We start from the raw sequence: 22,387 nt of genomic DNA, 5'->3' as shown, positions 1-22,387 counted from the left end.
CTGCACGAAGGGGAAGCCATGACAGCGACGACCGACGGAAGCCCCGGAGCCATCGAGCCCCGCGCAACCGCGGCCAGTGACACAACCGCGACCGCCGCACCTCCCCCCGTCCGCGGCCCGGTGCACGAGGCCGCCGAGGGGGCCGCGGCGCGCTCCGTCGGATACCTGCTCGACATCCAGGACGCCCAGGGCTGGTGGAAGGGCGACCTGGAGACAAACGTGACCATGGACGCCGAGGATCTGCTGCTGAGGCAGTTCCTCGGGATCCTCGACGAACGGACCGCCCAGGCCGCAGGTCGCTTCATCCGCGGCGAGCAGCGTGCCGACGGCACCTGGGCCACCTTCTTCGAGGGCCCCGGCGAACTGTCCACCACCGTCGAGGCATACGTCGCCCTGCGGCTTGCCGGTGACGCCCCTGACGCACCGCACATGGCACTCGCCTCCGGGTGGATCCGTGAGAACGGCGGCGTCGCCGCGAGCCGGGTGTTCACGCGGATCTGGCTGGCGCTCTTCGGCTGGTGGAAGTGGGAGGATCTGCCCGAGCTGCCACCCGAGATCATCTTCCTCCCGAAGTGGGTCCCGTTAAATATCTACGACTTCGGCTGCTGGGCGCGGCAGACGATCGTGCCGCTCACGGTGGTCTCCGCGAAGCGTCCGGTGCGTCCGGCTCCGTTCGCGCTGAACGAGCTGCACAGCGATCCCGCCAACCCCAACCCGGTGAAACCACTGGCCCCGATGGCGAGTTGGAGCGGGGCCTTCCAGCGCCTCGACAAGGCGCTGCACGTCTACCACAGATTCGCCCCCCGCAGACTTCGCCGCACGGCGATGAACGCTGCGGCCCGGTGGATCATCGAGCGCCAGGAGAACGACGGCTGCTGGGGCGGAATTCAGCCGCCCGCGGTGTACTCGGTCATCGCGCTGCATCTCCTCGGTTACGACATCGACCACCCCGTGATGCGGGCCGGCCTCGAATCGCTCGACCGGTTCGCCATCTGGCGCGAGGACGGCGCCCGCATGATCGAGGCATGCCAGTCCCCGGTGTGGGACACCTGCCTGGCCACGATCGCTCTGGCCGACGCCGGCCTGAGTCCCGACCACCCGGCCCTGGTCAAGGCCGCCGAGTGGATGCTGGGTGAGGAGATCGACCGGCCGGGTGACTGGTCCGTACGCCGGCCCGGACTGGCCCCCGGCGGCTGGGCGTTCGAGTTCCACAACGACAACTACCCGGACATCGACGACACCGCGGAGGTCGCCCTTGCCCTCCGCAGGGTCCGGGTGCCCGACTCCGGCCGGCTGGAGGGCGCTATCGCGCGCGGGGTGCGCTGGAATCTCGGTATGCAGTCCAGGGGCGGGGGCTGGGGCGCCTTCGACGCGGACAACACCAGCGGTTTCCCCAACCGCCTCCCCTTCTGTGACTTCGGCGAGGTCATCGACCCGCCGTCGGCCGATGTCACCGCGCATGTGGTGGAGATGCTGGCCGTCGAGGGACTGGCACACGACCCGCGCACCCGGCGCGGCATCGAGTGGCTGCTCGCCGAACAGGAGGCGAACGGAGCCTGGTTCGGGCGCTGGGGTGTCAACTACATCTACGGCACCGGCTCGGTCGTTCCCGCACTCACCGCGGCCGGCCTGCGCACCTCGCACCCGGCGATCCGCCGGGCGGTCGCATGGCTGGAGTCCGTGCAGAACGAGGACGGCGGCTGGGGCGAGGATCTTCGTTCCTACAAGCAGCAGGAGTGGGTAGGACACGGGGTTTCGACCGCCTCCCAGACGGCGTGGGCGCTCCTGGCGCTGCTGGCGGCGGGCGAGCGGGACAACAAACCGGTGGAACGCGGTGTCTCCTGGCTCGCCGGGGCCCAGGGCGAGGACGGCTCCTGGGACGAGCCGTACTTCACAGGCACCGGCTTTCCCTGGGACTTCTCGATCAACTACCACCTGTACCGGCAGGTCTTTCCGCTGACCGCGCTGGGCCGGTACGTCCACGGTGAACCCTTCGCCGCAACACGCCGGGCGGACTGATGACAGAACCCGACAGCACACCGCTTCTGATCGCCTGCGCGCTGGGTATCGAAAGGCTGGCCCTGCGTGGCGGCGACCGCAGCGGTGCGCCGGGACCGGTGACCTTCCTCCGCACGGGGATGGGCCCAGAGGCGGCCGCCTACGCGGTCACCCGCACGCTCGGCGACGGTCCGGCGCGGGACGCGGCGGTCATCGCCTCGGGCTTCTGCGCCGGTCTCTCACCCGGGATGCATCCGGGGGATCTGATCGTCGCCGACGAGACCAGGGGGGTCAGAGGCGTCACGCCCTGTGTGGGCACCGATGTACTCGCCGAGGCCCTCGCCGCCGCCCTGCCCGGGCGAACCGTGCACACCGGTCCGCTGACCGGATCAGACCATGTCGTACGCGGCCAGGAGAGGGCCCAGCTGCGTGCCACAGGGGCTATCGCCGTGGACATGGAGTCCGCGGCGACGCTCTGGAGTGCCGTAGGGGCCGGACCTCGCCCGGTTGCGGCCGTACGAGTGGTCGTGGACGCTCCAGAACATGAGCTCGTTCGTATGGGGACGGTCCGCGGTGGAATATCGGCATTCCGCGTTCTCCGTGCCGTCCTCCCAGCTTTCTATGAATGGCACCGTTCTTTGCTGCTCCCCAGGAGGTGAGCTAGATGGCCATGCCGCTCCGCCAGACCATCAGGGTCGGGACCTATCTCTTCGAACAGAAGCTCCGCAAGCGCGAGAAGTTCCCGTTGATCGTCGAGCTGGAACCACTGTTCGCATGTAACCTCGCTTGCGAGGGCTGCGGGAAGATCCAGCATCCGGCGGGGGTGCTCAAACAGCGTATGCCGGTGGCGCAAGCCGTCGGGGCAGTCATCGAGTCCGGTGCGCCGATGGTTTCCATCGCCGGTGGCGAACCGCTGATGCACCCGCAGATCGATGAAATCGTCCGCCAGCTGGTGGCGAAGAAGAAGTACGTCTTCCTCTGCACCAACGCGATGCTGTTGCGCAAGAAGATCGAGAAGTTCACGCCGTCCCCGTATTTCGCGTTCACCGTGCACATCGACGGACTTCGTGAGCGGCATGACGAGTCTGTGGCGAAGGAGGGGGTGTTCGACGAGGCGGTGGAGGCCATCAAGGAGGCCAAGAGGCGCGGCTTCCGGGTCACGACCAACTCCACGTTCTTCAACAACGACACTCCGCAGAACATCATCGAGGTGCTCAACTACCTCAACGACGACCTCGACGTGGACGAGATGATGATCTCGCCCGCCTACGCCTACGAGAAGGCGCCCGACCAGGAGCACTTCCTGGGCGTGGAGCAGACGAGGGAGCTTTTCAGGAAGTCCTTCGCAGGTGGCAACAGGCGCCGCTGGCGTCTGAACCACTCGCCGCTCTTCCTGGACTTCCTGGAGGGCAAGGTGGACTTCCCGTGCACGGCGTGGGCCATCCCCAACTACTCGCTCTTCGGCTGGCAGCGTCCCTGCTATCTGATGAACGACGGGTATGTGACGACGTACAAGAAGCTGGTCGAGGAGACCGACTGGGACGCCTACGGCCGTGGCAAGGACGACCGATGCGCCAACTGCATGGCGCACTGCGGCTACGAGCCCACCGCCGTACTCGCCACGATGGGCTCGCTCAAGGAGAGCATCAGGGCGGCCCGCGAGACCATCTCGGCGAACCGCAGGTGACGTGATGACCGGGGGAGCCTCTGACACCTGGGCTCCCCGGGCCGTCGGCCCCACCCGGACGCGCTGTCTGTCGCAGCGCATCCGGGTGGGGCCGGCAGCGGCCGTCACGGACGCACCCACGGCGGCGCGGATCACTGCCGGCGGAGGGGGCCGGGGCCGTTGTGCGGATCGTTCCATAGCCGGATCTCCGGCAGCGGCGGACGGAGGGCGCCGGGTTCCCGGTGCCGGAGTGAGCTGAACAGACACCCGAGAGGGGCCCGAGCGTGTCGATCTTGGAGGGTATCCGGGGGCCGCGCGAACTGAAGGCGCTGCCGGCGGCGGAACTCGGTGAACTGGCCGGGGAGATCAGAGAGTTCCTGATCCACGCGGTGGCCAGAACAGGCGGCCATCTGGGACCGAACCTTGGGGTGGTCGAGCTCACCATCGCGCTGCACCGTGTCTTCGACTCACCGGTCGACCGCATTCTGTGGGACACCGGCCACCAGAGCTATGTGCACAAACTGCTCACCGGGCGGCAGGACTTCTCGAAGCTGCGCACCAAGGGCGGCCTTTCCGGATATCCGTCGCGGGAGGAGTCCGAGCACGATGTGATCGAGAACTCCCACGCGTCCACGGTCCTGGGCTGGGCCGACGGCCTGGCCAAGGCCAACGAGGTGCTGGGCAGGTCCGGCCATGTGGTCGCCGTCACCGGCGACGGAGCGCTCACCGGCGGGATGGCCTGGGAGGCCCTCAACAACATCGCCGCGGCGGCGGACCGTCCTCTGATCATCGTGGTCAACGACAACGGACGCTCCTACGGGCCGACGATCGGCGGTCTGGCCGACCACTTCACCACGCTTCGCACCACGGACGGCTACGAACGCTTCCTGGCCTGGGGGAAGGACGTACTCCAGAACACTCCGGTCGTGGGACAGCCGCTCTACGAATCGCTGCACGGGGCGAAGAAGGGCTTCAAGGACGCCGTCGCACCGCAGGGCATGTTCGAGGATCTGGGACTCAAGTACGTCGGACCGATAGACGGCCACGACATCGAGGCCGTCGAATCGGCGCTGTCCCGGGCCAAAGGTTTCCACGGGCCGGTGCTCGTGCACTGCCTGACCGAGAAGGGCCGGGGGTACCGGCCCGCGCTTGAGGACGAGGCCGACCGCTTCCACACCGTGGGTGTCATGGACCCGCTGACCTGTGCGCCCCTCGCCCCGGCCGGCGGCGCCTCATGGACCTCGGTGTTCAGCGACGAGATCACCGCGATCGGGGCCGAGCGGCCCGATGTGGTGGCCATCACCGCCGCCATGCTGCACCCCGTGGGACTCGCCGCTTTCGCCGAGCGCTTCCCCGAGCGGACCTGGGATGTCGGCATCGCCGAACAGCACGCGGTCACCTCGGCTGCCGGACTCGCCACCGGCGGCCTGCACCCGGTGGTCGCCGTGTACGCGACCTTCCTCAACCGTGCCTTCGATCAGCTGCTGATGGATGCCGCCCTGCACAGGTGCGGGGTGACGTTCGTTCTCGACCGGGCCGGGGTGACCGGGGCCGACGGCGCCTCGCACAACGGCATGTGGGACATGTCCCTCCTGCAGGCCGTTCCCGGGCTCCGGATCGCCGCCCCGCGTGACGCCGATCAGCTGCGCGCCCAGTTGCGGGAAGCCGTCGACGTGAACGACGCACCGACGGTGCTGCGCTTCCCCAAGGAGTCGGTGGGCGAGCCCATCGCAGCCCTCGACCGGGTGGGCGGAATCGACGTACTGCGCCGGACCGGGCGCCCCGACGTCCTGCTGGTGGCCGTCGGCGTACTCGCGCCGGTCTGTCTGCAGGCCGCCGAACTGCTGGAGGGCCGGGGAATCGGCTGCACGGTCGTCGATCCCCGATGGGTCAAGCCGGTCGACGAACAGCTGCCGCCGCTCGCGGCCGGACACCGTATCGTCGCCGTCGCGGAGGACAACAGCCGCAGCGGCGGCGTCGGTTCGGCCGTCGGGCAGGCACTGCGCGACGGCCGCGTGGACGTACCGCTGCGCACCTTCGGAATTCCCGAGCAGTTCCTCCCGCATGCCAAGCGCGGTGAGTTGCTGGCCGATATCGGGCTCACGCCGGTCGAGATCGCGGGACGGATCAGCGCCGCACTGGAAGCCAAGGAGACGACGGAATGACGGAAGGCGCGCCGAAGGGCTTCGACCTGGCCACCCTGCTGGCCGAGCGGGGCGGCGAACGCTATGAACTGCATACCAGGTACCTGAACCACCAGCTGCCGCGCATGCTCCACACCATCGGCTTCGACAAGGTCTACGAACGGGCCGAAGGCGCGTATTTCTGGGACGCCGAAGGAAACGACTACCTCGACATGCTCGCGGGTTTCGGAGTGATGGGGCTCGGCCGGCACCATCCGGTGGTACGCAAAGCGCTGCACGACGTCCTGGACGCGTCACTGGCGGATCTGACCCGGTTCGACTGCCAGCCGCTGCCCGGCCTGCTCGCCGAGAGACTACTGGCCCACTCACCGCACCTGGACCGGGTGTTCTTCGGCAACAGCGGCACCGAAGCGGTGGAGACCGCGCTGAAGTTCGCCCGGTACGCCACCGGCAGGCCCAGGATCATCTACTGCTCGCACGCCTTCCACGGGCTGACCACCGGATCGCTGTCGGTCAACGGGGAGCAGGGATTCCGCGACGGCTTCGCACCGCTGCTGCCCGACACCGCGATCGAGATGGGCGACCTGGCCGCTCTGGAAACGGAACTGCGGCGCGGAGACGTCGCAGGCTTCGTCGTCGAGCCCATCCAGGGCAAGGGGGTGCTCGAGCCCCCGCCCGGATTCCTGCGTGCGGCACAGGAGTTGCTGCACCGCCACAAGGCACTGCTGATCGCCGACGAGGTACAGACGGGGCTCGGGCGCACCGGCGACTTCTACGCCTATCAGCACGAGGACGGCGTCGAGCCGGATCTGGTCTGTGTGGCCAAGGCGCTGTCCGGCGGGTATGTCCCGGTCGGCGCGACCCTCGGCAAGGACTGGATCTTCAAAAAGGTCTACTCGTCGATGGATCGCGTGCTGGTGCACTCGGCCAGCTTCGGCTCCAACGCCCAGGCCATGGCCGCGGGCCTCGCGGTGCTCTCGGTGATGGAGGACGAGGAGACCGTGGCCAATGCGCGGGCCGTCGGCGATCTGCTGAGAAACCGGCTCGCCGCCCTCGTCCCGAAGTACGAGCTGTTGCACGATGTGCGCGGCCGGGGACTGATGATCGGCATCGAGTTCGGACGCCCCTCGTCGCTGAAGCTCCGCAGCCGGTGGACCGTACTCCAGGCGGCCCGTAAGGGGCTCTTCGCGCAGATGGTGGTGGTGCCGCTGCTCCAGAGGCACCGGATCCTCACCCAGGTCTCCGGCGACCATCTGGAAGTGATCAAGCTGATTCCGCCACTGGGCATCGGAGAGCCCGAGGTGGACCGCTTCGTCGCGGCCTTCACCGCGGTGATGGACGACGCGCATGGAGGCGGCGGACTGATGTGGGACTTCGGAAAGACACTGATGAAACAGGCCGTCGCCAACCGATGAGCCCTCCGGCAGGCTGACGATTTTGCCTCAGAGGCAAGAAATTTGCCTCTGAGGCACTTCGCTGTCTCAATGGACGGCATGAGCAAGCCCGAGACCGCTCCTGCCGAAGAGCTCCCCGATGTCGCACCACGGTTGCGCGACATGCGCCGCCGCGGCCGTCTCACCCTGGAGGCCGCTGCCCGCAGGGCCGGCCTCTCCCCGGCGCACCTCTCCCGACTGGAGACCGGCGCCAGGCAGCCTTCGCTGCCGATGCTTCTCTCCCTGACCCGCATCTACGGTACGACGGTCTCCGAGCTGCTCGGGGAGACGCCGCCCGAGCGTGACCCCGTCATCCGTGGCGGTGACCGGGAGCCTGTGGCAGCGGACGGCTGGACCTACCACACGGCGGGTGCGCCGGGACGCGCTCTGCAGGCGCTGCGCGTGCAGGTGCCGTTCGGGGCGCAGGGCGATCTGGTACGCGTCCACCCCGGTGAGGAGTGGCTGTACGTCCTGGAAGGGACGCTGCGGCTGAGCCTCGGCGAAGCCGTCCACGAACTCGGGCCTGGGGACAGCGCGCACTTCGACTCGCTGACCCCGCACCGGATCGCCGCCGCTACCCGTGCGGGGACCGAGCTGCTCTTCGTGCACACCCTGCTGCAGAGCCCGGACCTGCACTGAACGCCGGCCGGAGCCCCGAACCCCACCGAACCGAAGGACGAGAGGTGCGTCATGTCCGTCACGAACGAGGAGAAGAAGTTCCCCAGGGGGCTTGTCGTACGGCTTTTCGCCTATCTGGTGGCCGGACACCTCTTCGCAGGTTTCGTCTTTCTGCTGTTCACGCTGGGCGCCCGGCAGTAGTCGCGCTCAGGCCGTACCGTCCAGCAGCCGGGCGCGCAGCTTCTCCCGGGTCTCCGGAGCGATCTTCAGGCCCTCGGTGAGATAGCGGTCGGTGGTGCCCCAGAACTCCTCGATCGTGGCGAAACCCGCGTCCAGGTACGCGGCGCGTGCCTCGAAGAGCGGACTGAGCAGCTCCATCACCTCGGGGGACTGCGCCGCCGCCGACTCGTCGCCGCGCTTCACGCGGTAGCGGCGCCGGGGATCGTTCGACTTCAGGTAGTCGGCCTCGATGGCGTCGCGCTCCACACCCACCGCCAGCAGTGAAACCGCTATCGAGAGACCTGCCCGGTCCTTGCCCGCCGCACAGTGCATCAGGGCGGGAACGCTGTCCTCCGCCAGGGCGTGCAGCACCCGGCTGTGCTCGGTGGTGCGGTCCCTGACGATGGAGCGGTAGGACGCGGCCATCCGGGCCGCCGCCCTGCCGTCCCCCAGGATCTCGCGCAACTCGCCGAGATTCCCGTCGCGGACCATCTTCCAGAACTCCGAGCCGTCCGCCGGGTCGGTGAGCGGGATGTTCACATTGCGCACGCCGGGCAGTTCCACGTCCTGACCGTCCAGGGCCTGGTCGGCCGCATTGCGGAAGTCGAAGACCGTGTGCAGCCCGAGCGAGGAGAGGAACGCGGCGTCGGCGGCCGTCGCCTGCGCCAGATGACCGCTGCGGAAGAGCCGGCCCTGCCGGACGCGCCTGCCGTCCGCGGTGGGCAGTCCCCCCACATCCCGGAAGTTACGCACCCCGGCCAGCTCGGGTTCGGTCGACGGGACCTGCGGCAGCTGCTGCGTCACGGGGGGCTCCTCCGGGCGTGTGATCAGGCATTGCGGTTTTTGACGATACGACATCGGTTTCCTGGCCGGACGTCCCGGTGGGAGTCGGCCGGCGGGCGGCTTATTCCGGCTTCACCCAAAGAAGCCGGGTGGCTTTTCTCACGGCCTGTCACCCCCTAAATACGGTCGCGTAGGTCACAACGCGAGGTGCAGGATGGGCGTTTGTGGCAGACGACTGGGCATTCAAAAACAGGGACATCATCGGGTCGTACGCGGCGATCGGCGACAGCTTCACCGAGGGTGTCGGCGACCCCGGACCCGACGGCACCTTCGTCGGCTGGGCCGACCGCCTTGCGGTACTCCTCGACGACCGTGTCCCCGAACACACCTTCCGCTACGCGAACCTCGCGGTCCGAGGGCGCCTGCTGGACCAGATTGTCGACGAGCAGGTCCCGCGGGCCAAGGAGCTGGCCCCCGACCTGGTGAGTTTCTCCGCCGGCGGCAATGACATCATCCGCCCGGGCTCCGACCCGGACGGCGCGGCCGAGCGCTTCGAGCGGGCGCTCGCCGATCTCAGCGGTTCGGTCGGCACCGTCATGGTGACCACGGGGTTCGACACCCGGGGTGTCCCGGTCCTGCGCCATCTGCGGGGCAAGATCGCGACCTATAACGAGCATGTCAGGGTGATCGCGGCACGCCATGGCTGCCCGGTGCTCGACCTCTGGTCGCTCAAGACCGTTCAGGACAGGCGCGCCTGGGACGCCGACCGGCTGCATCTGTCACCGGAGGGGCACACCAGGGTCGCGTTGCGGGCCGCCCAGGTCCTCGGCCTCGAGGTACCCGCGGACCCGGACCAGCCGTGGCCGCCGGAGCCGCCACGCGGTTCGGCAGCGGTGCGCCGGGACAACATCCAGTGGGCGCGCGAACACCTGGTGCCGTGGATCGGACGACGGCTGCGCGGTGAGTCGTCGGGTGACCATGTCGCGGCCAAGCGTCCGGATCTGCTCCCGTTGTGAGACGTGCGCGGCAGGGTGACCGCCTCTGATGACCGCGCCCGGACGGCGAAGAACGGCTGGGGACAGACCGTGGACAGACCGTGGTGAATACCCGCTGAAGGCGGCGTCCGCGGTGCCACGACCACCGGCCCGCCGCCGGGGACGGCCTCATCGTTCACCGGTGCATTCCCTCAGTGTCGTACCGGCCGCACATAATAGAGCGACAACGAACACCTGGAGGTCCCCGTGCCCGACTCCCGTCCTCTGCGTTCCCGGCTCCGCGCGCTGCGGCCGGAAGGCTTCGGCGCGGACCCGGACGGGGAGCGGATGGAGCGTATCCGTCGCTCCCCGAACTTCGCGGATGGGACCTTCCGCAATCCGGTGGAAGCCAGCACCAGGCCCTCCGCCTCCATGGTGGAGTTCGCCAAGGTCTACTTCCGCAAGGAGGAGAGGGTCCTCAGGTTCCCCGGCGGGACGGTGCCGGTCCACGCCACGACCATCGCCGATCTGGCCGAGCCTCCGGTCTCCGGGCTGAGACTGACCTGGATGGGGCACTCCAGCGTGCTCGCCGAGATCGACGGCCAGCGGGTGCTCTTCGACCCGGTGTGGGGCGACCGCTGTTCGCCTTTCTCCTTCGCGGGGCCCAAGCGGCTGCACCCCGCTCCGGTGCCGCTGCCCTCGCTCGGTTCCGTCGATGTGGTGGTGATCTCCCACGACCACTACGACCACCTCGATCTCCCGTCCATCCGCGCGCTCGCGGGCACCGACACGGTCTTCGCGGTACCGCTCGGCGTGGGCGCGCATCTGGAGCGCTGGGGAGTCTCCCCCGACCGGCTGCGCGAGCTGGACTGGAACGAGACCGCCAAGGTGGGCGGTCTCAGTCTCACCGCCACGCCTGCCAGGCACTTCTGCGGCCGCGGCCTGCGCAACCAGCAGCACACCCTCTGGGCGTCCTGGGCCGTCGCCGGCCCCGAGCACCGCATCTATCACAGCGGGGACACCGGCTATTTCCCCGGTTTCAGTGACATCGGCGCAGAACACGGGCCCTTCGACGCCACCATGATCCAGATCGGCGCGTACAGCGACTACTGGCCCGACATCCACATGACACCGGAAGAGGGTGTGCGCACCCACCTCGACCTGCAGGGCGGGCGGCCGCACGGTGTGCTGCTGCCCATTCACTGGGGCACGTTCAACCTGGCCTTCCACCCCTGGGAGGAACCGGCCGAGAGAACGCTGTTCGCGGCGCACGGAGCCGGGGTTTCCGCCGCCGTACCCCGCCCGGGTGAGCCGTTCGAGCCGGCCGCCGGGCATGTCGTGACGCCCTGGTGGCGCAAGGTGGCAGCGTCTCCCGAGCGTGGCTGGCCGGTCTGGCCGCCTCCCGCCGAGCATGCTCAGACGGTCGTACGCAAGACCGCCGGCGCCACCGACTAGGCGAAGGGGGGCGTCGCCCCGCTCACGTACCTTCGCCCGATCTGCGCCGGCACGGCGCACCGGCCATTTATGGGCTGCCGGGCCCCTTTTCGGTCTATGCTTGCCGTATGGCAGGCATGGAAGCATCAGTGCGGCGGCTCACACCCAAGGGCCTCGCCACCCGCGAACGCATCGTCGAGGCGGCTGCGCTGCTCATCTATGAGCACGGGGTGCAGAACACCAACAACGAGGCCATCCGCAAGGCGACAGGCGTCAGCGGGTCGCAGCTGAGCCGGCACTTCCCCACCAAGGAGAGCCTGATCCGCGCGGTGATCGCGTGGCGGGCGGACTCGGTGATCCGCGCTCACCGGATCCCGGCACTCGGCCACCTCGACAGTTTCGCCGCGCTGCGGCTGTGGGCCGACTCGTACATCGAGCGGGAGGATCTCTGCCGTGGCGGCTGCTCGTACGGATCCCTCGCCGGCGAGGTGCTCAAGAACGAGCCGGGCGTCCGGGGCGACCTGGCCGACGGGTTCGAGCGCTGGGAGGACCTCTTCCGGGCGGGGCTGCGGGCGATGAGAGACCGCGGCGAGCTCGCCGCCGACGCGGATCCGGACCGGCTGACCTATGTCCTCATGGCCGCGTTCCAGGGCGGGATGCTTCTGAACCAGGCGGCCGGGAGCGTGGAGCCGCTGCGGGCGGCCCTGAACGGTGCGCTCGCCCACGTCGAGTCGTTCGCCACCGGCACGGCGGAGAAGACCGGCCCGTCGGCCCGGAACGTGTGCCCGGGCTGATGTGCAGGGCCTGATCCCCTGGATCCCAACGACGGTTTCACCGGCTGCCGGGCCTCCGTCCGCACGCCGTTGGAACCAGGACAAGGGAGCTTCGATGACCGGGTGGCGTTGCGCCACCGGAATCAGCTTCGCTGGATGCCGGCGAGCAGGATGTCTGCGAGTCTGTCGGCGTAGTCGTCAGGGTCGATGTGGGGGTGCTTCGTTCCGAGGTACTCGATCATCATGTCGACCGCGCCTTGGTAGGTGATGGCCATCACGCGGGTGTCGAAGCCACGCAGGGTTCCCTCGGTCTGACCGCGTCGGAACAGTGATTCCTGTGCTTGGTACGTCGTTTCGTAGGTGTCGAGGGTCAGGCGCGGCGTGCCATCGGGGTGACGCAGATTGCGAACGATGTGGTTCAGCGCGGCGAGTTCTCCCCGGTGGGTGAGGGTCAGGGCCGCGGCCCGGTGCAGGGCCGCGCGGATGATGTCCGGGACGGGCTCGGTCAGGTCGAGCGAGTTCGCGATGCGTTCGCGGATGGTGGTCACCGCCGTCTTGGCGGTGGACTCCATCAGGTCGTCCTTGTCGGCGAAGTAGTGCCAGATCAGGCCTTTGGACACGCCGGCCCGCTCGGCGACACGAGTCAACGAAAGGCCGCCGTAGCCGTGGTCGGCGAGTTCCTCCAGGGTCGCGGTCATGATTTGCGCCCGGCGCTGCTTCTCGTCAAGTCGCTGCCGACGTGCACTCGACCGCGCGGTGCGTGGGGACGAAGTGGTCATGCGGTCACTGTGGCTCATCGGTCCGGCCTCAGGCGACTGTCCGGCGGTCCCGGCGAACCCGGACCGACAGGATCACAAGGGTCAGCATCATTGCGGCAATGACGAGCATCTCCGCGCGCATCCACGCGGGGAAGGTGCCAGGCAGCGCGGCCTCGAGGAGATTCACCACCAGCAGGACACCTCCAATGACGGTGAGCGCGCGAAGGCCGGAGGGGCTCCCTCTGAGTGCTGCGCGCGTCCGCAGGGGCAGCACGATCGCGAAGACGGCGACGATCACGGCGTGGCCCCATGCCTCGTCGGTCGCCAGATGCGGTGCTGTCGTTGCCAGGACGGCCAGAGTCACCAGTGTGCCCAAGGCCACCACCACGTAGGCGGCCACCAACTGCTTCACCCTCGAGAGCGATGCGGAGGCGAGCGATACCGACGCGAAGGCATCTCTTCCAGCACTATTGACCATGCGGTCAATAGTAGGCCGGTTGACCGCATGGTCAACAGGAGGCCTGTGAGGTATCCGGCCGGTGAACTCGCCGGGGGAGTGGAGGGGGCACCGGCCGGCCGAGAGGTGGCTGCGCGGCATCGCGAACGGGCCGCGGCTGCGTTCGACCTGGGTCCAGTGCGTGCGCCCGCTGCGGACCTCACAATCCGCACCCCCACAACGTCTGCTCAATGACGGAGGAATCCCTCCGGGGATCCGCAGCACAAGGAGGGAGCGGGACCATGAATACGCGCCATGCGGTCGTCGTGACAGTGCTGGGCGAAGTGACGGTGGTGGCTTCGGGCGATGCGATCACCGGCCTGTACTTCCCGCATCACTGGTACATGCCGTCCGAGGCGTCCCTCGGCACCAGGGTCGCGGTCGCGGACGACGCTCTCCTCGACAGGGCGCGGGCCCAGCTCGGCGAGTATCTCGACGGCGGGCGGACCGTGTTCGACCTGCCGACGGCGACCGACGGCGACCCGCTCCAGGAGCGGGTCTGGGCCGTACTCAACGAGATTCCCTTCGGTGAGACCACGACCTATGGCGCCATAGCGGAACGCCTCGGGAACAAGGCCCTGGCGCAGTCGGTGGGCCGGGCCGTCGGTCATAATCCGATCTCCGTCATCGTGCCGTGCCACCGGGTGGTCGGCAGCGACGGGAGACTCACCGGCTATGCGGGCGGGCTGAAGCGCAAGCAGACGCTCCTCGAACTGGAAGAAACCGATGAGGAGGAGTCCGCCAGGCTCTTCTGACCGGCCGGCCCGTGAGATCGACCAGTACTTCGCTGGAACTGAATCCGTGGCATGAACGCAGTCGATGTGAATGGCATGGCACCGACGTCCGTGCCCGGTGGTGCGGTGCAGGGCAGACCCCGCGCAGCTACCGAGCCGGCATGGAGCTGCGAGGCTCCATGTCCGAACGCGGCCGCAGCCCGGCATCATGCCCCGGTCTCGGTGCCGATCGCGTCGGCGACGGATGTGCTCGCCCGGCCGGCCGTGGCGCCCCGCGTGCGCAGGATCGCCCAGCCGACGAGCGCCGCGGCCGCAGTGGTGAGTACGAGGCCGGACACCGTGACTGCCGCGTGGAAGTCCGCGGTCTGCTGCGTACTCCAGTTCGATGTAGCGATGTTGCCGGTGAACAGCCCCGCGAGAATGGTGCCGCTGACGGCGATGCCGACGCCGGAGGTGACCTCGGTGGCGGTGTCGGTGAGCGCAGCGCCGATCGTGGTCCGATTCTTCGGCAGGCCACGGAGCACGTTGACCCCGGCGACAACGCCGACCACGCGCATCCCGGCGGCCACGAGTACGAGTGCGATCGCCACCCATACGTATCCAACGCTGCCCATCAGACTGTAGACGGCGAGCCCGAACACGACCGCTGAGGCACTGAGCCATGCGGCCCGGTCGAGACCCACACGCTGCACGAACGGATTGACGAACACACCGCCCGCGACGAGGACAACGACCTGCGGCAGCATCCCGATGGCAGCGTGCGCGGGTGACCATCCCCAGTCGAGCTGGAGTTGCAGTGTCACCAGGTAACCGAGGCCGGCGGTCGCCAGCCCGGCCGCGGCCTTGTAGGCCAGGCCGCTCGAAACCAGGGGGCGAGCGACGAGCTGGAGGTCGAGGAGCGGATGGCGCGCTGTGAGCTCGCGGAAGAGGAAGAGAAACGCCCCCGCGGCGGCAGCAGCGGTGGCCGCCCACGGTTCCCACGAACCGGTGCCCTCGTTCACGAACAGTGTGGGCGCGACGAGCGTCGGCACGAGCGTCGCCGTGCCCAGCACCGCACCGAGGATGTCCACCGGATCGCGGTTGAGACCAGCCGCTTCGTCCTGCGCGATTCCTGTGCGTACGCCGATGAATGCGAGCACCGCGATCGGCACGTTCACCAGCAGCAGCGTCTGCCACGGAGCGATCGCGAGCACGAAGCCACCCACCGTCGGGCCGATCGCGAGACCCACCAGCCCCACGGTCGAGATGAGGGTCGCAGCTCGGACGCGCAGGCTGTCCCCTTCGAACAGTCGGAAAGCCAGCGCCATCGACCCTGGGGTCGTCATGGCCGCCGCAGCGCCCGTCACCGCGCGGACGGCGATCAGTTGCTCCGCAGTGGTGACGAAAGCGGTCGCCAGACTCGCAACGCCGAGCAGTACCAGGCCGACGAGCATGATCCGCCGCCGGCCGAACCGGTCGGCCATCGCGCCGAAGACCAGCATCAACCCGCCGAACGTGATCGCGTACGCGCCCGTCACCCACTGCAGGGCGAGCGTCGAAGCGTGCAACTCGCGTCCGATCGTGGGCAGTGCGACGTTCAAGATCGAGTTATCCAGCATCTCGAACAGAAAGACTGCCGACAGTCCGGCCAGGGCCACCCATGCCTCGCGCAACGACCGGGGCGAGTCAGGGGAGCGAACCGCCGCGAGTGCGGGTCCGGTTCCGTTATGAGTGCTCACGAACACCACCTAAGATATAGAGGTCTATCTTACGAGGGTCAGGGTAAGGCGCTAAAATAAGAAAGGCAAATCTATCCAAGGGAGTACGGATGCCCGAGCGGCGCCGCGGGGCGGCACTGGAGAAGGCTCTTCTCGATGCGGCCTGGGAAGAACTCGCCGTCCACGGCTACGCCAGGTTCACCATGGATGCCGTCGTCAAGCGGGCGGGTACCAGTCCGCCCGTGCTGTACCGCCGCTGGTCGGACCGCGACGAACTCGTCCGGGCGGCCATCGTCCACACCCTGAAGGAGTCCCGCCTGGACATTCCCGACACGGGAAGCCTGCGCGAGGACGTCCTCACCCTCATGCGGGAGATCAACGGCACTCGTGTGCAGCTCGCCACCGTCATGATCGCGCATCTGGCCGCCTACTACCAGGCGACCGGAACGCGCCCCAGTGACCTGGCCGACCCCCTCACGACCGGGCGCAAGGAAGCTGTCGACACGCTCTTCGACCGGGCCGTCGAGCGCGGCGAAGTCAGCCCGGAACGCCTCACCGGGCGCATCAAGTCCCTCCCCTTCGACCTGCTGCGCCACGAATTCCTCACGACCTTCGCACCCGCGGCCGATCACGTCCTCGAGGAGATCGTCGACACGATCTTCCTTCCCCTGGTGCGCTGAGCGCGGCAGCACGCCGCCGGCGTCTGCCGGGTGCTCGCCACGCAACGCGAAGCGTGCGGGGATCCCAAGCCGTCGAACGGGTCCACGCCTGCTTCACCGCTCTCCGGGGCGGTGATTTCCGGGACGGTGATCTCCCGGTTCCGCGCGCGGCAGTGGCGCGCGGTCCACGACCGTGAACGTTTTCACCGGTGAACCGCTGTGCGGATGTTCTCCAGAACCGGCCTTCGCTCGTCACCTGATATTATGGGCTGCGAAGCCCATTTTGCTTGACCCTGGGCCGACCTGATCGGAGGCGGAAGATCGATATGACGACTACATCGACTGAGCGGGCGGTGCTCGCCGGAGGCTGCTTCTGGGGCATGCAGGACCTGGTTCGCCGCTACCCCGGCGTGGTCTCCACGCGTGTCGGCTACACCGGTGGTGACGTGCCCGACGCGACATACCGCCACCACGGCACGCACGCCGAGGCGATCGAGATCATCTTCGACCCGGAGAAGACGACGTTCCGCACCATCCTGGAGTTCTTCTTCCAGGTTCACGACCCGACCACGCCGAACCGCCAGGGCGGGGACATCGGCACCAGTTACCGGTCCGGCATCTACTGGACGAGCGAGGAGCAGAGGCTCGTCGCCAAGGACACCATCGCCGACGTCGAGGCGTCCGGGCTGTGGCCGGGGCGTGTGGTGACCGAGCTCGCGCCCGCCGGGCCGTTCTGGGAGGCCGAGCCCGAGCACCAGGACTACCTGGAGCGTTACCCGGAGGGCTACACCTGCCACTTCGTGCGGCCGGAGTGGAAGCTCCCCCACAGGGACGGCGCCGCCGCGCAGTGAGACCGGTGCCGCAGGCCGGCGCGCCGGACGGGGACGCGTCGGCCACCGTGTGACATCGGCATAATTTTCGGGCGTGCGTACGAACTCTCATACCAGAGCGGGACGCTGGGCGCGCAAGTTCGGCAACTGCGCATCGAGCGTGACGGCGTGGCGACTACTGTGAGTGGCTGCTGATCAACAGGGAGACGCGCCCAACGAGTTGGATCCCTGTCGGTGAGCCCTGGTATCCCACGTACCGAGGACGCTGATGTCTCATCTTCGCGCACCCGCTGCGCGGACGGACCGCCCGGAAGGCGGACGGCACGGACGGACGGCCACCCGTCCCGTCCCCCCGCCGGGTGCCGGCCCGGCTCCGTCCGCTCCCCGCCGACCCCGATCCGTACCACCCGCACCCGAGGCCCGCATACGGCCACAGCTGCTGCGTACCGCCATACTGCCGACCGTCGTCGCGGCGCTCAGCGGCACAGCGGCCGTCGTGTTCACGATCCACTCCGCCGGAGTGCATCCTTCGGCAGCGCTGCGCGGGGTGCTTGCCGCTTGCGCGGCCCTCGCCGCGGCAGCGATGGCCGCCGCGGCGCTGGGCGCCGACCGGGTCGCCAGAACGGTGCTCGACCGGTGCAATGTGCTGCGCCGCGCCAGCGCGCACAGCCAGGCCGATCTGCGGTCCGTGGTCGACCGGCTCCGGCGCGGGGAGACCCTGCCCGCCGGACGACCCGCACCGAACGGCTCCTCCCGGGGTGACGCCTTCGACCTGCTCGCCCAGGAGCTCGCCCGCGCGCAGGAGGTCGCCATGGCCTCCGTGGTCCAGGCGTCCCAGCTCTCCAGCAGCGTGGTCGACGAGCAGAAGGTCGAAGTCTTCGTCAATCTCGCCCGCCGCCTGCAGTCGCTGGTACACCGCGAGATCCAGCTGCTCGACGAGCTGGAGAACCAGGTAGAGGACCCCGAACTGCTCAAGGGTCTTTTCCACGTCGACCATCTGGCCACCCGCATCCGCCGGCATGCGGAGAACCTCGCCGTTCTCGGCGGTGCGATCTCCCGGCGTCAGTGGTCCAACCCGGTGACGCTCACCGAGGTGATGCGCTCCGCGATCGCCGAGGTCGAGCAGTATCCGCGGGTCAAGCTGGTACCGCCCATCGACGGCACCCTGCGCGGGCACGCCGTCGCCGACGTGATCCATCTGCTGGCCGAGCTGGTCGAGAACGCCACCGTGTTCTCCGCCCCGCACACCCAGGTGCTGCTGCGGGCCCAGCGCGTCACCTCCGGGCTCGCCGTTGAGGTCGAGGACCGGGGCCTCGGCATGTCGGTCACCGAGACGAACCGGATGAACGCCCTGCTCGCCGACCCCGACCAGGTCAACGTCGGCCATCTGCTCCAGGACGGGCGGATCGGTCTGTACGTCGTCTCGGCCCTGGCGCGCAGGCACGGCATCTCGGTCAGGCTGCAGAGCAATATCTACGGCGGTGTGCAGGCTGTGCTGGTACTGCCCGCCGGGCTGCTGGGGACGGACCAGACAGGGCTTCAGCCCGCCCCGGCGTCCGCCCGCGCACCGCAGCAGCCTGCACCGCAGCGGCCGGAGCCTGCTGCCTCCTCGCGCCGGCCGCAGCAGCCTGCCGGTGCCCCGGCGGCTGCGGACGCGCTGTCCGGGCCGCTCACGCCCCCGCCCGCGCCGCTGCCCGTACGCGAGGCACGGGGGGAGCGGCCGAACCCGGCTGCCGCCCTCCCGGGCGCCCATCACGGGCCCCCGCCCGACGGCGGCACGGGGGTGATCAGCCGCGCCGGCCCGTCCGCCACCGGCCCCGGCCCGGCCCGCGCCCCGCAACACCGTCCGGAGCTGCCGAGACGCCGGAGCCAGGAGCACCTGGTTCCCCAGCTCAAGGACATTCCCGCGCCGCGCGCGGAGGACGAGCACCCGGCGGTCCACGACCCGGGGCTCATGGCGGCGTTCCAGCGCGGCATCAGCCTCGCCGAGGCGCAGCCGGAGCGGGAGCCCGACGACGCGCCGCACACTGACGACGACACCTTCAAGGAGTAGATGCACCATGGCGAGTGATGTGCCGACCGGACATGTGTCCGATCTCGACTGGCTGCTGAGCGGCCTGGTCCAGCGCGTCCCTTTCACCCGCAACGCGGTCCTGCTCTCCGCGGACGGACTGGTGAAATCGGTGCACGGTCTCGACTCCGACAGCGCCGACCACATGGCGGCGCTCGCCTCCGGGCTGTACTCGCTCGGCCGCAGTGCGGGGGCGCGCTTCGGCGACAACGGTGAGGTCCGGCAGGTGGTGGTCGAACTCGACTCCACTCTGCTGTTCGTCTCGACCGCGGGGTCGGGCACCTGCCTCGCCGTACTGGCCGGCCGTGAGACGGACGCGGCCGTGCTCGGATACGAGATGGCGATGCTGGTGAAGAGTGTCCGGCCGTATCTGGTGACACCGCCCCGCAGGCATGCCGCCGCAACGAGCGTCACGGGGCGCTGAGCGTGTCCTTCCCCCAGGACAGCCCATGGCTCGACGAGGCGGCCGGACGGCTGATCCGTCCGTATGCGGTGAGCAACGGCCGCACCCGGCCGACAGCCGAACTCGACCTGCTGTCCCAGGTGATGGCGACCGGGACGGTGCTTCCAGGGCATCTCGGTCCCGAACACACCCAGGCGCGGGGACTGTGCGAGCGGCCGACCTCGGTGGCGGAGGTCGCGGCCCATCTGCGACTCCCCGTTGTCGTCACCAAAGTGCTGCTCTCCGACCTGATGGACTGCGGGGCGGTCACTGCGCGCGCCCCCCGCTTCGATGAAGAACCCACCGACATTTCTTTGCTGGAGGCAGTGCTCGATGGCCTACGACGACGGCTCTGATCTCTTCCCCACCGCACTGAAGATCCTGGTCGCGGGCGGCTTCGGGGTCGGTAAGACGACCTTCGTGGGGGCGGTCAGCGAGATCTCACCGCTGAGTACCGAGGAGACACTGACCCAGGCGGGCGAGCAGACCGACAGTCTCGAGGGGGTCGAGTCCAAGTCCACGACCACCGTGGCCATGGACTTCGGACGGATCACCCTCGACGAACACCATGTGCTCTATCTCTTCGGGACACCCGGGCAGGAGCGCTTCTGGTTCCTGTGGGACGAGCTCTCCGCTGGTGCGCTGGGCGCGGTTGTGCTGGCCGACACCCGCCGGCTGGTGGAGTGCTTCGGGGCCATCGACTTCTTCGAGCAGCGCGGGATCGGATTCGTGGTCGCCGTCAACGAGTTCGACGGTGCCTTCCGCTACGGAGCCGAGGAGGTCAGATCCGCGCTGGACCTCAAACCGGACATCCCGGTGGTGCTCTGCGACGCCCGGATCGCCAGTTCGGGGATCCGCACCCTCGTCACGCTCGTCGGTCATCTGCTCGACACCACACCGGCCATCAACCAGGGAGTCCATCGATGACATACGACCCGACAGGCCGGCTGCTGCTGACCCCGGTCGACCGGGAGGCACCCGCCCGGGCGCGGCGACTGCGCCGGCTCGGCCTCGGTGAGCGTGCCGACGACGCCTTCGACGATTTCGCCCGCCGCCTGGCCCACGCCACCAAGGCGCCGTACGCGATGGTCAACTTCATCGATGAGAACCGGCAGTTCTTCGCCGGGCTGCACACTCCGACCGGTACGTACTCCGGGAGCGATCTCAGTGCCGTGGCGGCCGCCGGAGGAATTCACCGCATCATGGCCCGCGATCACGGCTACTGTCCGCACGTGGTCGCGCGTCGGAGGGCGCTCGTACTGGAGGACGTCTGTGACTACCCGCGCTTCGCCGGAAACCCCGTGGTCGACGAGATCGGCATCCGCTCCTACCTGGGGGCACCGCTCATCGACCGGACGGGCATCGCGCTCGGTGCGGTGTGCGTGGTCGACACCGTGCCGAGGCAGTGGGGTCTCGCCGGGCTCGAGACGATCAAGGCAGCGGCCGCAGAGCTGGTCGCCCAGATCCATCGTCGTGAGGACGGCGGTATCTGAGACCGGTCACGCCGCGGCCGGCCCGGGGTGCATGAGGAACAGCGCTCGGGGGAGGCTCGGAAAATGAGCACCCACACCTCGGGACTGCTGCACGCGCGGGACGGCGTGCAGATCGCCACCTACAGCTGGCTGCCGGAGACCGGCAGGCCGCGCGCCCTTGTCCAGATCGCCCACGGCGCGTCCGAGCACGCCCTGCGCTACGACCGCTTTGCCCGCCACCTGACCTCCCACGGCTATGGAGTGATCGCGTCGGACCATCGTGGTCACGGTGCCACCGCTGCGGCGACCGGCGGGTTCGGTGTGGCGGGCGATGACGCCTGGCGCGCTGTGGTCGACGACCTGCAGGCCGTCGGCGACCAGGCGCGAGCCCTGCACCCCGGAGTCCCCGTGGTGCTGCTGGGCCACAGTCTGGGCTCGATGCTGGCCCGTGACTACGTCCAGGAGTATCCGGACGAGCTGGCCGGAGTCATCCTCTCCGGAACGTTCCGCAGCCTCCCCGGGCCCGGTGCCGAGTTCGAGACGTCGGTCGCCGCACTGGAGCGGGAGATCGCCGAGCACGGCCGGGAGGCACCCTCCTCCTACATCCCGGACCTCTTCGCCTCTTTCAACGGCCCCTTCGAGCACCGCACCGGTTTTGAGTGGCTCTCCCGGGACGAGAAGGAGGTCGACGCCTATGCCGCGGATGAACGCTGCGGCTTCCCCTTCAGCGCGGGCCTGGCGCTGGACTGGGTACGGGCCGTACGGAAGATCAACGACCCGTCGCAGCTGGCGCGTATCCCGGCCGACCTGCCGGTCCATGTGGTCGTGGGCAGCGAGGACCCGTGCAATCAGCGGATGACGCTGGTGTACGAGCTGCTGGAAGACTTCCGCTATATCGGCGTCGAGGATCTGAGCTGGAAGGCGTACGAAGGCGCACGTCACGAGATCCTCAACGAGGTGAACCGTGCGGAGGTCCAGGAGGACCTGGTCGGCTGGCTCGACGGCCACGTCTGACCGGGCCGCCCGACGGCGCAGGGGCAGCGTTCGCGGCGGCCGCCGGCGTGCCCGCACCGCGCTCGGCCGGTAGCGCGCCGCTCCGGACGCGAGCGGGCGCCGGACCGGCGCTGCACGCCCCGCCGCGGGGCCGCGCTCTCCGTCACCCGTCGGCAGCGCAGCGGGCCGGTTC

Annotated in this window: 23 protein-coding genes; 19 read left to right on the top strand and 4 right to left on the bottom strand. The window is 69.0% G+C overall.

What is annotated here, in order from left to right; translation table 11 throughout:
• The first annotated feature begins 18 nt into the window (after positions 1-18).
• The 7 genes from shc (at position 19) to OHS16_RS03525 (ending at position 8,060) form a co-directional block, all read left to right on the top strand.
• Positions 19-2,019, top strand: a complete 2,001-nt coding sequence (gene shc, locus OHS16_RS03555; protein ID WP_328535672.1) for a squalene--hopene cyclase — start codon at positions 19-21, stop codon at positions 2,017-2,019.
• A complete protein-coding gene (locus OHS16_RS03550) occupies positions 2,019-2,657 on the top strand; it encodes a phosphorylase family protein (protein ID WP_328535671.1) in 639 nt (212 codons plus the stop codon). Before shc ends, OHS16_RS03550 begins: the two co-directional genes overlap by 1 nt.
• A gap of 5 nt (positions 2,658-2,662) precedes the next feature.
• Complete coding sequence (hpnH, locus tag OHS16_RS03545; protein ID WP_328535670.1) at positions 2,663-3,685, top strand: adenosyl-hopene transferase HpnH; 1,023 nt, start codon at positions 2,663-2,665, stop codon at positions 3,683-3,685.
• Positions 3,686-3,948: 263 nt separating this feature from the next.
• The gene (gene dxs, locus OHS16_RS03540) at positions 3,949-5,829 is read left to right on the top strand and encodes a 1-deoxy-D-xylulose-5-phosphate synthase (RefSeq protein WP_328535669.1); all 1,881 of its coding nucleotides are present in this window, start codon (positions 3,949-3,951) and stop codon (positions 5,827-5,829) included.
• Positions 5,826-7,223, top strand: a complete 1,398-nt coding sequence (locus tag OHS16_RS03535) for an aspartate aminotransferase family protein (RefSeq protein ID WP_328535668.1) — start codon at positions 5,826-5,828, stop codon at positions 7,221-7,223. The genes dxs and OHS16_RS03535 overlap by 4 nt, the downstream gene beginning before the upstream one ends.
• Positions 7,224-7,292: 69 nt before the next feature.
• Entirely contained in the window at positions 7,293-7,880 is a 588-nt protein-coding gene (locus OHS16_RS03530; RefSeq protein WP_443042549.1) for a helix-turn-helix domain-containing protein, read from the top strand.
• Between the two features lie 51 nt (positions 7,881-7,931).
• Positions 7,932-8,060 carry a DUF6126 family protein gene (locus OHS16_RS03525; RefSeq protein WP_328535666.1) on the top strand — a complete coding sequence of 43 codons (129 nt, stop codon included), beginning with the start codon at positions 7,932-7,934 and terminating at the stop codon, positions 8,058-8,060.
• A gap of 6 nt (positions 8,061-8,066) precedes the next feature.
• Here the strand turns inward: OHS16_RS03525 and OHS16_RS03520 are convergent, their stop codons facing one another.
• On the bottom strand, positions 8,067-8,882 hold the full coding sequence (locus OHS16_RS03520) for a tyrosine-protein phosphatase (RefSeq protein ID WP_328535665.1): 816 nt from the start codon (positions 8,880-8,882) through the stop codon (positions 8,067-8,069).
• Positions 8,883-9,085: 203 nt separating this feature from the next.
• Here OHS16_RS03520 and OHS16_RS03515 point away from each other — a divergent pair, with 203 nt between their 5' ends.
• The 3 genes from OHS16_RS03515 (at position 9,086) to OHS16_RS03505 (ending at position 12,063) form a co-directional block, all read left to right on the top strand.
• Positions 9,086-9,877 carry an SGNH/GDSL hydrolase family protein gene (locus OHS16_RS03515; RefSeq protein ID WP_328535664.1) on the top strand — a complete coding sequence of 264 codons (792 nt, stop codon included), beginning with the start codon at positions 9,086-9,088 and terminating at the stop codon, positions 9,875-9,877.
• 225 nt (positions 9,878-10,102) lie between these two features.
• The gene (locus OHS16_RS03510) at positions 10,103-11,290 is read left to right on the top strand and encodes an MBL fold metallo-hydrolase (RefSeq protein WP_328535663.1); all 1,188 of its coding nucleotides are present in this window, start codon (positions 10,103-10,105) and stop codon (positions 11,288-11,290) included.
• A gap of 107 nt (positions 11,291-11,397) precedes the next feature.
• Positions 11,398-12,063, top strand: a complete 666-nt coding sequence (locus tag OHS16_RS03505) for a TetR/AcrR family transcriptional regulator (RefSeq protein WP_328535662.1) — start codon at positions 11,398-11,400, stop codon at positions 12,061-12,063.
• Positions 12,064-12,185: 122 nt separating this feature from the next.
• Here the strand turns inward: OHS16_RS03505 and OHS16_RS03500 are convergent, their stop codons facing one another.
• Together OHS16_RS03500 and OHS16_RS03495 are read right to left on the bottom strand one after the other, a co-directional pair.
• A complete protein-coding gene (locus tag OHS16_RS03500; RefSeq protein WP_328535661.1) occupies positions 12,186-12,740 on the bottom strand; it encodes a TetR/AcrR family transcriptional regulator in 555 nt (184 codons plus the stop codon).
• Positions 12,741-12,849: 109 nt separating this feature from the next.
• A complete protein-coding gene (locus tag OHS16_RS03495; RefSeq protein WP_328535660.1) occupies positions 12,850-13,278 on the bottom strand; it encodes a hypothetical protein in 429 nt (142 codons plus the stop codon).
• Positions 13,279-13,538: 260 nt separating this feature from the next.
• Here OHS16_RS03495 and OHS16_RS03490 point away from each other — a divergent pair, with 260 nt between their 5' ends.
• Positions 13,539-14,051 (top strand): methylated-DNA--[protein]-cysteine S-methyltransferase, encoded by a 513-nt coding sequence (locus OHS16_RS03490; RefSeq protein WP_328535659.1) that lies wholly within the window; start codon positions 13,539-13,541, stop codon positions 14,049-14,051.
• Positions 14,052-14,236: 185 nt separating this feature from the next.
• Here OHS16_RS03490 and OHS16_RS03485 read toward each other — a convergent pair whose 3' ends face one another.
• Positions 14,237-15,748, bottom strand: a complete 1,512-nt coding sequence (locus OHS16_RS03485) for an MFS transporter (RefSeq protein ID WP_328535658.1) — start codon at positions 15,746-15,748, stop codon at positions 14,237-14,239.
• Between the two features lie 89 nt (positions 15,749-15,837).
• On the opposite strand from OHS16_RS03485, the gene OHS16_RS03480 reads away from it, so the two are divergent.
• The 8 genes from OHS16_RS03480 (at position 15,838) to OHS16_RS03445 (ending at position 22,215) form a co-directional block, all read left to right on the top strand.
• Entirely contained in the window at positions 15,838-16,407 is a 570-nt protein-coding gene (locus OHS16_RS03480; protein WP_328535657.1) for a TetR/AcrR family transcriptional regulator, read from the top strand.
• A gap of 305 nt (positions 16,408-16,712) precedes the next feature.
• Complete coding sequence (msrA, locus tag OHS16_RS03475) at positions 16,713-17,237, top strand: peptide-methionine (S)-S-oxide reductase MsrA (RefSeq protein ID WP_328535656.1); 525 nt, start codon at positions 16,713-16,715, stop codon at positions 17,235-17,237.
• Between the two features lie 247 nt (positions 17,238-17,484).
• Complete coding sequence (locus tag OHS16_RS03470; RefSeq protein ID WP_328535655.1) at positions 17,485-19,269, top strand: ATP-binding protein; 1,785 nt, start codon at positions 17,485-17,487, stop codon at positions 19,267-19,269.
• A 7-nt stretch (positions 19,270-19,276) separates the two neighbouring features.
• Complete coding sequence (locus OHS16_RS03465) at positions 19,277-19,711, top strand: roadblock/LC7 domain-containing protein (protein WP_328535654.1); 435 nt, start codon at positions 19,277-19,279, stop codon at positions 19,709-19,711.
• 2 nt (positions 19,712-19,713) lie between these two features.
• A complete protein-coding gene (locus OHS16_RS03460) occupies positions 19,714-20,085 on the top strand; it encodes a DUF742 domain-containing protein (protein WP_328535653.1) in 372 nt (123 codons plus the stop codon).
• Entirely contained in the window at positions 20,063-20,656 is a 594-nt protein-coding gene (locus OHS16_RS03455) for a GTP-binding protein (protein ID WP_328535652.1), read from the top strand. The genes OHS16_RS03460 and OHS16_RS03455 overlap by 23 nt, the downstream gene beginning before the upstream one ends.
• The gene (locus OHS16_RS03450; protein ID WP_328535651.1) at positions 20,653-21,222 is read left to right on the top strand and encodes a GAF domain-containing protein; all 570 of its coding nucleotides are present in this window, start codon (positions 20,653-20,655) and stop codon (positions 21,220-21,222) included. The genes OHS16_RS03455 and OHS16_RS03450 overlap by 4 nt, the downstream gene beginning before the upstream one ends.
• A 63-nt stretch (positions 21,223-21,285) precedes the next feature.
• Positions 21,286-22,215: an alpha/beta hydrolase gene (locus OHS16_RS03445; protein WP_328535650.1), complete on the top strand. Its 930-nt coding sequence runs from the start codon at positions 21,286-21,288 to the stop codon at positions 22,213-22,215.
• The last annotated feature ends 172 nt before the right edge of the window (positions 22,216-22,387 follow it).

The sequence above is a fragment of the Streptomyces sp. NBC_00344 genome, assembly GCF_036088315.1.
In the GTDB taxonomy this organism is placed as follows: Bacteria; Actinomycetota; Actinomycetes; order Streptomycetales; family Streptomycetaceae; genus Streptomyces.
This window is presented reverse-complemented; position numbering and strand designations above follow the sequence as displayed.

What these genes read in the sequence shown, in the direction of transcription:
- OHS16_RS03505 (WP_328535662.1), top strand. Translation starts at nt 11,398, where the DNA reads ATGGCAGGCATGGAAGCATCAGTGCGGCGGCTCACACCCAAGGGCCTC.
- OHS16_RS03455 (WP_328535652.1), top strand. Translation starts at nt 20,063, where the DNA reads ATGGCCTACGACGACGGCTCTGATCTCTTCCCCACCGCACTGAAGATC.
- OHS16_RS03550 (WP_328535671.1), top strand. Translation starts at nt 2,019, where the DNA reads ATGACAGAACCCGACAGCACACCGCTTCTGATCGCCTGCGCGCTGGGT.
- OHS16_RS03495 (WP_328535660.1), bottom strand. Translation starts at nt 13,278, where the DNA reads ATGGTCAATAGTGCTGGAAGAGATGCCTTCGCGTCGGTATCGCTCGCC.
- OHS16_RS03450 (WP_328535651.1), top strand. Translation starts at nt 20,653, where the DNA reads ATGACATACGACCCGACAGGCCGGCTGCTGCTGACCCCGGTCGACCGG.
- OHS16_RS03465 (WP_328535654.1), top strand. Translation starts at nt 19,277, where the DNA reads ATGGCGAGTGATGTGCCGACCGGACATGTGTCCGATCTCGACTGGCTG.
- OHS16_RS03500 (WP_328535661.1), bottom strand. Translation starts at nt 12,740, where the DNA reads ATGACCGCGACCCTGGAGGAACTCGCCGACCACGGCTACGGCGGCCTT.
- msrA (WP_328535656.1), top strand. Translation starts at nt 16,713, where the DNA reads ATGACGACTACATCGACTGAGCGGGCGGTGCTCGCCGGAGGCTGCTTC.
- OHS16_RS03480 (WP_328535657.1), top strand. Translation starts at nt 15,838, where the DNA reads ATGCCCGAGCGGCGCCGCGGGGCGGCACTGGAGAAGGCTCTTCTCGAT.
- OHS16_RS03445 (WP_328535650.1), top strand. Translation starts at nt 21,286, where the DNA reads ATGAGCACCCACACCTCGGGACTGCTGCACGCGCGGGACGGCGTGCAG.
- OHS16_RS03490 (WP_328535659.1), top strand. Translation starts at nt 13,539, where the DNA reads ATGAATACGCGCCATGCGGTCGTCGTGACAGTGCTGGGCGAAGTGACG.
- OHS16_RS03470 (WP_328535655.1), top strand. Translation starts at nt 17,485, where the DNA reads ATGTCTCATCTTCGCGCACCCGCTGCGCGGACGGACCGCCCGGAAGGC.
- hpnH (WP_328535670.1), top strand. Translation starts at nt 2,663, where the DNA reads ATGGCCATGCCGCTCCGCCAGACCATCAGGGTCGGGACCTATCTCTTC.
- OHS16_RS03530 (WP_443042549.1), top strand. Translation starts at nt 7,293, where the DNA reads ATGGACGGCATGAGCAAGCCCGAGACCGCTCCTGCCGAAGAGCTCCCC.
- shc (WP_328535672.1), top strand. Translation starts at nt 19, where the DNA reads ATGACAGCGACGACCGACGGAAGCCCCGGAGCCATCGAGCCCCGCGCA.
- OHS16_RS03535 (WP_328535668.1), top strand. Translation starts at nt 5,826, where the DNA reads ATGACGGAAGGCGCGCCGAAGGGCTTCGACCTGGCCACCCTGCTGGCC.
- OHS16_RS03525 (WP_328535666.1), top strand. Translation starts at nt 7,932, where the DNA reads ATGTCCGTCACGAACGAGGAGAAGAAGTTCCCCAGGGGGCTTGTCGTA.